Annotated in this window: 6 protein-coding genes; 1 reads left to right on the top strand and 5 read right to left on the bottom strand. The window is 71.5% G+C overall.

Annotation, left to right across the window (positions count from 1 at the left end):
• From J5F18_RS15950 to J5F18_RS15930, 5 genes are all read right to left on the bottom strand, one after another.
• The coding region (locus J5F18_RS15950; RefSeq protein ID WP_346299538.1) for a beta-ketoacyl synthase N-terminal-like domain-containing protein at window positions 1-5,491 on the bottom strand (5,491 nt) is incomplete at its 3' end.
• Window positions 5,488-7,134, bottom strand: coding sequence for an LTA synthase family protein (locus tag J5F18_RS15945; protein ID WP_346299537.1), 1,647 nt, complete (start codon window positions 7,132-7,134; stop codon window positions 5,488-5,490). The genes J5F18_RS15950 and J5F18_RS15945, both read right to left, overlap by 4 nt.
• Window positions 7,131-7,907, bottom strand: a complete 777-nt coding sequence (locus J5F18_RS15940; RefSeq protein ID WP_346299536.1) for an SDR family NAD(P)-dependent oxidoreductase — start codon at window positions 7,905-7,907, stop codon at window positions 7,131-7,133. Before J5F18_RS15940 ends, J5F18_RS15945 begins: the two co-directional genes overlap by 4 nt.
• The gene (locus J5F18_RS15935; RefSeq protein WP_346299535.1) at window positions 7,904-9,142 is read right to left on the bottom strand and encodes a capsular biosynthesis protein; all 1,239 of its coding nucleotides are present in this window, start codon (window positions 9,140-9,142) and stop codon (window positions 7,904-7,906) included. Before J5F18_RS15935 ends, J5F18_RS15940 begins: the two co-directional genes overlap by 4 nt.
• Before the next feature lie 19 nt (window positions 9,143-9,161).
• Window positions 9,162-11,186, bottom strand: a complete 2,025-nt coding sequence (locus J5F18_RS15930; protein WP_346299534.1) for a capsular polysaccharide biosynthesis protein — start codon at window positions 11,184-11,186, stop codon at window positions 9,162-9,164.
• A 196-nt stretch (window positions 11,187-11,382) separates the two neighbouring features.
• On the opposite strand from J5F18_RS15930, the gene J5F18_RS15925 reads away from it, so the two are divergent.
• Window positions 11,383-12,114 carry a helix-turn-helix domain-containing protein gene (locus J5F18_RS15925; RefSeq protein WP_346299533.1) on the top strand — a complete coding sequence of 244 codons (732 nt, stop codon included), beginning with the start codon at window positions 11,383-11,385 and terminating at the stop codon, window positions 12,112-12,114.
• Window positions 12,115-12,167: the final 53 nt, after the last annotated feature.

Here is a 12,167-nt window from a genome sequence, read left to right as displayed (position 1 = left end):
GGGTGTACATGACGTCGCGGAAGTTGAGGCCGGTGGCCTTGACGCGAACTTCCACTTCGCCGGGGCCCGGCGCGGGCAGCGGCCGGGGGGTCCAGCTCAGGTGGCGCAGCTGGCCGGGCAGCTCGAAGCCGAGCGTCATGGCCTGGCGATCATCCTGGCCGGCGGGCGCTTCGGGGCTGGGGGCCGGCAGGGTGCGCAGCCGGGTGGCGAAGCGCTGGCCCTGGGCATCCAGCACGATCTCGGTCTCGGCGTCCGGCGCGGTCAGCTCCTCGGCCAGGGCGGCGATCAACGCCTCGCCCGGTTCCTCCTCGGGCAGGTCGAGCAGGCGCACCGGGTAGCCGGTGGACTCGTTGGCCAGCGAGCGGCCGAAGCCCCACAGGGCGGCGTCCAGATTATCGTAGGAGCGCGATTCATCGCGTGATTCGGCGGCCTGCATGTCGGCGGCGCCCGCCGACTCCCATCGCCGGATAAATCCGGCTCCTACGTTGGGGGTGGTGTCACACCACATGCTGGCGACGCCGCGGGTGATGAGCCACAGGCTGGCCTCGCTACCCCTGGGCTCCAGGGCGCGGGCCAGCGTCATGGCCTCGTTGCACCGCGATTCGTTCTGGCGCAGGTCGACCACGGCCGCAGGCGACCCCTCATGTTCCTCGAGCCCGCGTGCGACCGTAACGTGCCGGCCTCGCTCCCTGAGCGCCGCCGCCAGGTGCTCTGCAAGCCCCTGGGTGTGGCTGTCGGCCAGCAGGGTGACCGGGGCCAGCGCTGCCGATGAAGCGCTGGTCTGGCTTTGACGCTCCCAGGTGGCGTGCATCAGGTAGAGGCCGCGGTCGTCGCCTTCCAGCGGGATCAGGCCGATATCGGTGGCACCGATGGCCTCGAGCTCGCGCGCCACGTCCTGGGCGCTGATGGCGTGCAGGTGGTTGCCGTCGTCGGCGAGGCCCGGGGTGGCCAGCAGGCTGTCGAGCCAGCCGCTGGGGTGGGTGCCGACCAGCAGCAGCTGGGCATTCGGCGCCAGTCGCTCGGGCAGCGCCTGAAGCAGGCGGCGGGTGCGCTCGCGGTGGCCGACCTCGATGCCGACCAGCGCCAGCTGGGCGGGGGGCAGCGGCGGGTCGCCGGCCTCCAGCGTCTCGAGGTCGATCAGCGGGAAGCGCTCCTGGAGCTGTTCGGCCTGGTGGCGGGCGCTCTCGCCCACGGCCAGCAGGCCGAGGTCGCAGCGGTCGGCGTCGAGCAGGTCGCAGAGCCGCTCGGAGAGCGACGGGGCGGCCGGGCCCGCCTCGAGCAGGCGCAGGCGCTGGCCGGACGGCAGGGCCGCGACGACCCGCGGGAGGGCCTCGCGCAGCCCCTCGGCGATGGCCTGCCAGCCCGCCGCGCCCGGCAGCTGGCGACACAGGGCGGCCAGGGCGTCGGCATCCAGGCCCAGGGTAGCGGCGTCCTCGCGACCATCCAGCAGGGCGGGCAGGTGCAGCCCGAAGCGGCCCAGGCGCTGCACCGGGGCGAAGTGGTCGGGATAGTCGCGCACCAGCAGCTGCCAGATGGTCGCGGCGGGAATGTCGTCGTCCGCGGCGACCAGCCGCCAGCCCTGGTCGTCCCGCTCGAGCCGGCCGGCGCCCTGGAGCTGGTGCAGCAGCTGGTCGAGCAGCCGCTGGGCGTCGAGGTGCCGGCGGGTCAGCTCGTGGTAACGGGCCTGACTGAGCCGCTGGCCGCCGGCCAGGCTGTGCAGCAGCTCGGCGGCGAAGGCGTCGGCCAGGCTGTCGAGCAGCGGGTCGACCTCCTCGGCAAGGCGCCCGCCGGTGTGGCGCCGGTAGGTGTCGGCCAGCTGCGCCACGGCGGCGTGCAGGGGCGTCAGGTCCAGGCCCTGGCCCTCGCCGCGGCGCGGCGCCGGGGTGAGCTGGACGTCCAGGTAGCTGAAGCGCTGGTGGTGGTGTCGCTTGAGGCGGATGGCGCGGAAGCGGGTCTCGCTGAGCACCGCCACCGCGCGCCCCTGGGCGTCGAACAGCTCGAAATCGGCGGTGAAAGAGTGCGGGGCGCGCTTGAGGATCCGGGCGTGGGCCAGGGTCGGGGGGCCCCCGTCGGCGAGGAACTGCAGGCGGCCGATGCGCACCGGCACGAAGGCCAGGCCGGCGTCTTCCTGGCCGCTGGCGACGGCCTCCCGGGCCAGCAGCGGAATGAACAGCTGGAAGGCGCTGTCGAGGATGCCGGGGTGCAGGTGCAGGGTGTCGCGGGTCTGCACGATGGCATCGGTCGGGGCGATCTCGCCGATCACGCTGTCCGCCTCGACCCAAGTGCGGGCGATGGCCTGGAAGGCCGGCCCGTAGCGCAGGCCGAGGCGCTCGGCCAGGGCCAGGTGCTCGCCCAGCTCGAGGTCCGGGGCGCGCGACGGCAGGGCGGGGGCCTCGCGACGCAGCAGGAAGCCGCGGCTCTGCTGCATCACGCGGGCCACCGCGTTGAGCTGCCATTCGCCCTCGGCCAGGGGTTCGCGGGAGCGGATCTCGATGCGGCCATCGGCGGGGGCCAGGTGCAGGCGCATGCGCCGCCCGTGCTGGGCGTCCAGCAGCAGCGGGGCGCGGATCTCCAGCTCCTCGACATCGATCACCTGGGTGTCGCGGGCGTGGCGTCCGGCGGCCAGCGCCAGTTCGACGAAGCCGGCGCCGGGGAAGACGGCGCCCTCGCCGACCACGTGGTCGGCGAGCCAGGGCAGGCGCCCGGTGTCGAGCTGGCTCTCCCAGGTATCGGGCTGCTGGGCCAGGCGATAGCCGAGCAGCGGGTGTTCATAGTAGCGGTTCAGCAGCCCCTGGCCGCCGGCGGTGCCCTTGACCCAGAAGCGCTCGCGCTGCCAGGGGTAGCGGGGCAGCTCGACGCGGCGGCCCGACACCGGGAACCAGTGGCGCAGGTCGCAGGGGGCACCGCTGAGCAGAACCTGGCCGATGGCCTGGTGCACGCAGGCCTCGGCGGGTTGCTCACGCTCGAGGGTGCCGATCACCCGGCCGGGGCGCTCGCGGTCGCGCAGGGCGTCGCCCAGGTAGCGGCGCAGGATCGGATGGGCGCCGATCTCGACGAAGACGTTGCTGCCGGCATCGATCAGCGCCTTGATGGCGGCATCGAAGCGCACCGGCTGGCGAATGTTGTGCCACCAGTACTCGGCGTCGAGCGCCTCGGCGGCCAGCGCGTCGCCGGTCACCGTGGAGACGTAGGAGATCGTCGCCGGCTGCGGTACGAGGCCGGCCAGGGCCTCGATGACGCCCTCCTGGATGGGGTCCATGGCCGGGCTGTGGAAGGCGTAGTCCAGCGGCAGGCGCTTGGCGAAGGTGCCCTGTTGCGCCAGGGTGGCCTCCAGGCGCTCCAGCGCCGCGGGCTCGCCGGCCAGGGTGACGCCCTTCGAGCTGTTGATGCCGGCCAGGTGGATACCCGGGTAGTCCCCCGAATCGAGCAGCGCCCGGGTGTCTGCCTCGCCCAGGGCGACGGCGGTCATCTCGCCCTGGCCGCGGGTCTTGCCCTGATAGTGGCTGCGGTAGTGGATGACCCTGACGGCATCCGCCAGGCTCAGGGCGCCGCAGGCCCAGGCGGCGGCCACCTCGCCGACGCTGTGCCCGGCCACGGCGGCGGGGGCGATGCCGTGATGGCGCAGCAGCCGGGTGAGGCCGACCTGGACGGCGAACAGCGCCGGCTGGGCGACCTCGGTCAGGGTCAGGCGGCTGGCGCCGTTGTCCAGCACGCCGTTGCGGCCTTCCAGCTCGGCGCGCAGCGAGAAGTCGCCGTGCCGCTGGAAGAGGGCGTCCACCTCCTCCACCGCGGCGGCGAACACCGGCGAGCGGGCCAGCAGCTCGGCGCCCATGGTCTCCCACTGGCAGCCGTTGCCGGCATAGATAAAGGCCGGTGCGCTGGCGCCGGGCAGGTGTTCACCGCGCACGATCCGCGGGTCGTGCGCGGCCTCGGGGTCGGCCAGGGCGCCGAGCCGGGCGATGGCGTCCTGCCGGTCCTCGACCATCAGCAGGGCGCCGTCGCTGTGGTGCTCGCGATGGTGGCGCAGGCTGTAGGCGATATCGTAGAGGGCGTCGTCGCGCTCCTTCAGCCATTCGGCCAGCCGGCCGGCCATGGCGCGCAGCGCCGGTTCGCCGCGGGCGCTGAGCTGCAGGGGCAACGGCCCGGGGCTCTCCGGGGAGTGCCCGGCGACGTGCCGCCCGTCCGCTGCGCTGGCGTCGTTCGGCGCTGCGCTGGCGGAGGGCGGGCTCTCCAGGATCACGTGGGCGTTGGCGCCGCCGAAGCCGAAGGAGTTCACACCGATGACCAGGCGCCCCTCGGCCTTGAGCGGCTGGGCCCGGGTGACGACCTTGAGGTTCCACTCATCGAACTGGATGCGCGGGTTGAGCCGGCGGATGCCGATGGTGGCCGGCACCTCGCGGTGGCGCAGGCTGTAGAGCGCCTTGGCCAGGCCGGCCACGCCGGAGGCGGTCTCCAGGTGGCCGACGTTGCTCTTCACCGAGCCGATGGGCAGCGGCCGGGTGCGGTGGCGGGCCAGCGCCTCGCCGATGGCGCGGGTCTCGATGGGGTCGCCCACGGCGGTGCCGGTGCCGTGGGCCTCGAGGTAGTCGATCTCGTCCGGTGAGATGCCGGCACGCTCGTAGGCCTCGCGCATCAGGGTCACCTGGGCGCTGGCGTTGGGCACGGTGAGGCCGGACTTGTGGCCGTCGGTGTTGACCGCGGAGCCAGCCACCACGGCCAGGATGCGGTCGCCGTCGGCCAGGGCCCGGTCGTAGTCCTTGAGCAGGAAGAGGCCGGCGCCCTCCGAGCGCACGTAGCCGTCCCCCGCCTCGTCGAAGACGCGGCAGCGACCGTTGGCCGAGAGCATGCTGGCCTTGGTGAAGATGATGAAGCCGTAGGGGTGCAGGTGCAGGCTGATGCCGCCGGCCAGCGCCATCTCGGTCTCGCCGCTGCGGATCGCCTGGCAGGCCTGGTGGAAGGCCACCAGCGACGAGGAGCAGGCGGTATCCACCGACATGCTGGGGCCGCGCAGATCGAACAGGTAGGAGAGCCGGTTCGAGGCGATGCTCGAGGTGTTGCCGGTGGCGGACGAGGGGCCGATCGCCTCCAGGTCATCGGCCAGGCGGTAGGCGTAGTCGATGCTGGCGATGCCCACGAAGACGCCGCAGCGGCTGCCGCGCAGCGAGGCGGGCACCACGCCGGCATCCTCGATGGCCTCCCAGGCCAGCTCCAGCAGCAGCCGCTGCTGGGGGTCCATGTGGCTCGCCTCGCGTGGCGAGATGCCGAAGAAGCCCGCGTCGAAGCCGCTGATGTCGCCCAGGCTGCCGGCCGCGAAGGTCACGCTGGTGCCGGGGTGCTGGCGCTCGGGGTGCTGGAAGGCCTCGTGGCTCCAGCGATCTTCGGCGACCCGGGTGACCAGGTCCTTCTCTGCCTGCAGGTCCTGCCAGAACGTTTCAGGTGTTGTACCGGGGAAACGATGGGCGGCGCCGATGATGGCAACGCGATTACTCATTCTTGCTCCTGATGGCTCTGGATCTGCCCTACAGCATCGTTGTGGTCACCCATCGCGGCGTCTTGGCCCGCCTGGGGGAGGCCGGCCTCCCTCAGCAGCGCCTCCAGGGTCGTCATGCCCAGCGCACTGGCCGCGAGCGGCTTCGCCATGGCGGGTGCGCCCGGTACACCCGGCCGGCTGGACCAGAGAGCGTAGCAGGTATCGCCGCTGGGCTCTCCCAATCGCCGAAAGACCCCGGACAGGATGGGCACATGGTCGCCGTACCAGCACAGCATGCCGGGCCTTGCCTCGGGCGAGCTGGGCGTCAGCCGCTCCCTTAGCCGGCCCAGCATGGCGTCGGCGTTGCGCAGATGGCGCAGGTAGACCCGCAGGTCGGCGAGGTCCGCCGCCTCGAGGTGGCGGGCCGTGGCCTCGGGCAGCCGCGGGGAATCCTCGGGCACCGGCCGCTCCAGATGCAGCGGGCCATGATTCTCCATGGTGATGGCGAATACGAATAATGGCTTATTATCGCTGTCATCCAGCAGGGTTCCAACCTTCTTGGTCACGGCAGCGTCGCTGATGTACTGCCCGTCGCGATCCGCGTCCCGGAAGTGGCGGCTGTCGAGGAAGTCGTCGAAGCCCAGCTGCGGCATCACCTGGTGGCGCAGATAGAAGCTGGCCGGGTAGGGGTGGAGGCAGACGGTGCGGTAGCCCAGCCCGCGCAGCCGGCTGGCCAGGCTCGCCACCGGGCCCCGGGTGAACTGGCGGTAGGGCGTGAAGCGGTGGATGCCCAGCGCCTCGGGAGTGAGCCCGGTGAGCACCGCGGCCTCGGTGCGCACGGTGTTGGCCCCCCAGGCGGGCACCTGCAGCGGGCCCTGCATGAGGGCGTCCCGCCGCAGGGCGTCGAAGTGGGGCAGCAGGCCGCCGGCTATCGGGGCGTCGGCGAGCCCCGCGTGCCACTCCCGGGGGTCGAAGAAGGATTCGCTCTGGACGACCACCAGGTGGGGCAGGCGCTCGGGGGCCGGCGGCGGAGTAGCCGGCGTGGCGAAGGCAGTGACCCGCGACGCCTCCGGCAGCGCACGCAGCGCCAGGCGGCCGTAGGCCCACAGGGCGGCAAACAGGCCGAGGCGATGCAGGTCTGCCTGGGGTGCCAGGCGACAGGGCGGCAGGTGCTTGAGTCCGGGCAGCAGCAGGGCGGCGGCGATCAGCAGCAGGCCGGCCGGCGGGAGGAGGGCGGCCGGCCCCTGGCGGCTGAGCAGCGAGGGCTCGAGCCACAGGAAGCCGGCGATGGCCAGGGCCCCGGCGCTGCTGGCGGCTACCGCCAGCCCGATGCCGAAGAAGGGCACGTAGAGCCGGGGATGCTTGACGGCATCGAGAAAGTACTCGAAGTCCTGGCAGATGAACGGCTCCTTGAGGGTCGCCGACTTGGTGTTGCTGGCCTGCACCACCACCAGCTGTAGCGAGGCGATGAAGGCCACCGCGAACCAGGGGCGCTGCAGCAGCAGCAGGAAGAGGGCAAACAGCAGGCACTCGCTCCCCAGGTGGACCGCCAGGGTGGAGGGCGGACGGCGCCAGAAGGGGGCGACCGGCGGACGCAGCAGCGCCTCGATGACGAAGGTGAGGACCAGTCCGCACAGCAACGGCGCCAGGATCGTGATGGTCATGGTGGGCTTCCATACCCCATCAGGCCCAGCAGGCGCTGGGAGAGCGCCGCCGGCAGGACCGCCAGGCACCAGCAGCCGAGGCTGAGCGGGAAGGGAAAGCTGATGCGCGGGCGGTTGCGGGCGATGCCGGCCTGGATGACCCGGGCCGCCTTGTCAGGCGGCCACTCCCAGGGCTTGGGGCCCGGCATGGCCTCGCACATCGGCGAGCTGACGTAGCCCGGCATGACCACCGTGACGCCGACGCCATGGGGGGCGAGGTGGCCGCGCAGGCCCTCGCCGAAGGCCTTGAGGCCGGCCTTGCTGGCACTGTAGCCGGGCGTGGCCGGCAGGCCATGCCAGGCCGCCAGGGAGCTGATCAGCACCAGCTGGCCCGACCCGCGCCTGACCAGGTGGGGCGTCAGGATATTGGCCATGGCCATGGGCACGCGCAGGTTGATCGCCAGCAGGTCGCTGACCCCTTCCCAGGGCTCGAGCTCGCCGGGGCCGGCCACGTGGTGGTTCTGGCCGGCGTTGGCGATGATGATATCCGGCAGGCAGCGGGCCGCCAGCTCTTCGAGCCAGCGCCGCAGGGCGCTATCGTCGGTCAGGGGGGCGTCATGGGATTCGACCTCGGCCCCCCGGGCGCGGCACGCTTCGGCCAGGGCCTCCAGGGCCTCGACGCGGCGCCCGTGCAGCAGCAGCCGGGTCCCCGGCGCGGCATAGGCCCTGGCCAGGGCGCCACCGATGGCGCCGCTGGCGCCGGTGATAAGGACGGTGCGTTCACGGGTGCTCACAGCAGGGCCTCCAGCGGTGAGCGCCCGGCCGTCAGGACCCGGGCGGCATTCTCGACCGCCAGCTCGATGCCGCGGCGGCAGTAGAAACCGCCGTTGAGCTGGGTGGCGTGCATCACGGTGCGGTGGAAGCAGCGGAAGAGGTCGTCATCCGGGGGCGGCGGCTTCTGCCAGAATTCGTCCAGGTTCTCCTGATAGGTCAGGCCGGTCAGGTTGTAGATCGGGTCGCTGAGGGCCAGGGTCGGACAGCGGTGCTCCAGCGAGACGATCCCCACGGTGCTGTTGACGGTGACGGTACCGGCCGCGCGCTTGAGCAGGGTGTTGAGGTTGCCAGATTCGAGGTAGAGGGTGCGCCCTTCCAGCCCGTAGAAGCGCTCCAGGTCGCGGATGATCCGGGCATAGTTCACCAGCCCCATGTCCAGCGGGTGGTTCTTGATGCACAGCAGGGCGTCCGCCGGGGCGTGTTCGGCGAAGGAGCCCATGACGCGGTCTATCACCTCCTGCATGTTGGCGAAGGGGGAGTGGTCGCGAATCTGGGCGTCCGTGTTGAGCTGCAGCGGCAGCAGGTAGAAGGGCCGCTTGCCGCTGACCAGGGCCCGGATGCGCGCCTCGTCGCGGGGCTTCCAGAAGCGCAGCTGGGTGAAGCGCTTGAGGTAGCCGGCATACTCCACCGGGGCGGTGATCGGCGCATGGTTGCGGTAGTGCGGGAAGGCCACCGGATTGCAGAGCCCCGCCAGGTGATAGAGCACATCGTGGGTCGCGCGGACGCGAAAGGCCGACCGGAAGCGCTGGGGGGCGGGCCGCTCGGGCAGGCGCCGGCCGGTGTCCAGAAACCAGTCGGGCTCCCGCGGCAGCAGGGAATGGCCGTTGACCCCTTCGCGCTCCAGGGTGATCCAGAAGGGGCGAAAGTAGCCTTCCTCGAACACATGGGTGCGAATGCCGCGCGAAGGCCCCCCCTCGATGGCCCGGCGGTGTACCGGGCGGCGATCGCCGAAGACGACCTGGTCGGTGATCCCGTAGCGCTCCCAGAGCGTCTCGAGAAAGGCGGACAGCTCCCCGAGCGGCGCCCGGAAGGCGTGAACCGGGCCGCTGCCACGCCGCCAGTAGAGGCTGTCGCCGCCGTTGAACTGCACCTTGACCACCCGGTGGCCCTCGGCCGCCAGGCGCTGGCCGAGTCGCGGGTAGAAGGGGGAGCAGACCCCCTGCAGAAACAGAAACGAGCGTCCCAGGCGTGTCACGTCGGTGGCTTCCCGTGCATCAATGCTTGCCAATGAAGGTGTTGCGATAGCGGCGGTAGAGGCGGGTCTTCCACCCCGGTGCCTGGCTGCGGGAACGCCGCTGCTCCAGCAGGGCCACGGCGGTTTCCGCATTGCACAGCTGGCCGCTGTCCGGGGCCACGTAGGTGGGGTAGAGCAGCAGCGTCGCCGCCACCAGGGCATCCAGGGACAGCCGGCGCGTGCGCCTGGCGCAGGTCATCTGATCGTCCGTGAGCCCCCAGCCGGCATAGAACGGCAGGCCATAGGTGGCGACGCGCTTGCCCCGCAGCAGCGCCTCGAAGCCCGTCAGCGAGCTCATGGTGTGAACCTCGTCCACGGCCTCGAGCAGGTCGGCGATCTGGCTGTCGCCGACGTCGAGATCATACAGCTGATGGGCGGTCTCATCGAGTGCCCCGAGTCGAGCGCCGCTGACCACATCGGGGTGGGGCTTGTAGAGCAGCAGGGCCTCCGGATGACGGGCGCGCACCGCCTCGAGAAGTGCCCGATTGGTGCGGATCTCGGGGGAGCCGCGGGCGATGGAGGCGTCGGTCTCGACCTGGCCGGGCACCAGGATGCGGCGCCGTCCCGGCGGGAGCCCGGGCAATTGCCCCCCCGCCACGTTGTATTTCGTGAGCTTCAGCGTCACCAGCCGCTCCCGCAGGGCGCGGGCGCGCCGCAGCAGGTCCTCGGGAAACGCCGCCTCCTCGAGCAGCCCTTCCAGCTCGCTGGGGCGCGAGGGGTCGTAGTAGATCCCCAGGTGGTCGATCACCAGCGACAGGGGCCGCTCGAGGTCGACGCCCAGGCCGACGGAGCGGATGAAGCCGTCCTCCATGCGGGCCAGCGTCACCCGACACTGGCGACACTGCTCATCCAGGGCGTCGTCCACGCGGCTGGCCCAGGCAAGGTGGCGCGACCCGGGGGGTGCCGCCTCCAGGGCGGCCCGACTCTCGGCGTAGTGGGTCAGGTGGGCCGCGGGCCCCAGGAAATTCCCCACGAAGCCGCGTTTCCACCGCGAGAAGCCGCCGGCCGTCCAGGCACCCGCCAGCCGGTCCCGCTGGCGCTTCTGGTCGGCGATCAGGGCGATGGTCCCTTCCAGGGTGTCGGGCTCGCCGGTATAGGGGTTGCCGTACCGGCAGTAGCGCAGGTAGGCCGCGGCAAAGAGCTGCTCCAGGCGGCGGGGCCGGTTGCGGCGCGGGCAGCGCTGGCGGTCGTCGGTCAGCCCCCAGCCGGCATAGAAGGGCAGGCCGTGGCAGGTCACCGACTTGCCGGCGATCAGCGCCTCGAAGCCCAGCTGGCTGGTCACGACGTGCACGTGATCGACGATGTCCAGCAGCGCCCAGGGGTTGAGGTCATCACCGATCAGGCGACAGCGAGGGTGTCGGCGCGCGGCCTCCAGCAGGTGCCCCCGCTTCTTCCCGGCGATCACGTCGGGGTGCACCTTGACCAGGACTTCCGCCTGCGGGTGGGCCTCCAGGGCCTCATCGAGCATCTGCTGAAAGCTGGCGGCGCTGGCGCCTCCGTGGTGAATGGAGGCGTCGCCCCAGGTCTGATCGACCAGCAGGATGCGTTCGCGATCCGACGCCAGCCCGGCCGGCAGCCGATCGGGGGCGTGATTGTATTTCGACAGCCGGTAGCGACGCAGCAGCGCCATGCAGTGGCGTGCACGGGCCAGCTCGTCGTCGGCAAAGGCCCCCTCGGCGATCAGACACTCGAGGTCGGAGGGGCGCGAGGCATCGTAGTAGATGCCGCGGGCATCGACGACTAGGCTATGCGGTTGGAAGCCCTCGACTCCCAGACCCAGCGAGCGCAGGAACCCATCCTCCAGGGCGAGATAGGGCAGGCTGCGCCGCCTGGCGTGCGCCCTGGCCTTGCGGGCGGTCGGCTTGAGCCCCCAGCCGATGACGGCATCCACCCGGCGCGCAGGGCCGCGCAGCCGGGTAAGGTGCGAAAAGTCAGGCAGCACGGCGGCCAGGATCCGTATCCGGGCAATGCCGCTCGAGGTGTAGCCTGCGCTGAGACGGGGCATCAGGGTTCCATGGCAGTCGGCAAGGCCCGGAAAAGTACGCGAAAGCGTCGGCCGGTTCAATTCACCCCTGGGCGGAGGGGGGCCGAGGGGAGCGGGAGGATACCGATCAACCCGGCGTGCTTGCCCCGACCGGGCGCGTATGGGCTAAGCTGATCGAGGCCAAAAGAAGCCACCACAAGACGCCGAGGATGCACGCATGATGTCTGCCAGCCCGGCCCGGAAACTGCACGGAGAACTGCACTGCGAGGGGTGTTCGCTGCACTCTGCCTGTTTGACCCGAAGCCTCTCCTCGGCGGCCCTGGAGGCCTTCGACGAGATCATCCTGCAGCCCAAGCCGCTCAAGCGTGGTCAGGCGCTGGTCCGTCAGGGCCAGCTCTTTCGCAGCCTCTACCTGGTCCGCACCGGTAGCCTGAAGCAGGTGATGCGTTTGCCGGGACGCGAGGACGAGCAGGTGATCCACTTCTACTTGCCGAGCGAGGCGGTGGGACTCGAGGCGATCGGCGAGACCCACTGCCCCGCCTCGGTGGTGGCCCTGGAGAGCACCTTCGTCTGTGAGCTGCCCTTCGAGCAGCTGGAATCGCTGGCCCTGCGCCACGAGGCCCTGCGCACCGAGCTGATGCGCTGCATGAGTCGCGAACTGCGCGGCGACCAGCGCCAGGTCTGCCTGCTCTCGGGGCGTACCGCCGAGCAGCGCCTGGCGGGCTTCCTGCTCGACCTCTCCCGGCGCTTCCAGGCCCGCGGCTACTCCCGCTATCGCTTCCAGCTCACCATGTCCCGTGCCGATATCGGCAGCCACCTGGGGCTGGCCCTGGAGACCGTCAGCCGGGTGATGGGGCGCTTCCAGCGCCAGGGCCTGGTGAAGGTGGCGGGTCGCGAGCTGTCGATCCGCTCGCTGGAGGGCCTGGAAGTGCTCGGCGAGGACGCCTGAGCCAGGGAGCGACAGCCTGCCAGCGTTGCGACAGGGTTGATGGCCAGGGCTTG

This window comes from Halomonas sp. BM-2019 (assembly GCF_017584085.1).
The sequence above is the reverse complement of the archived record's forward strand: the minus strand, read 5'-3'. Positions and strand labels throughout refer to the sequence as shown.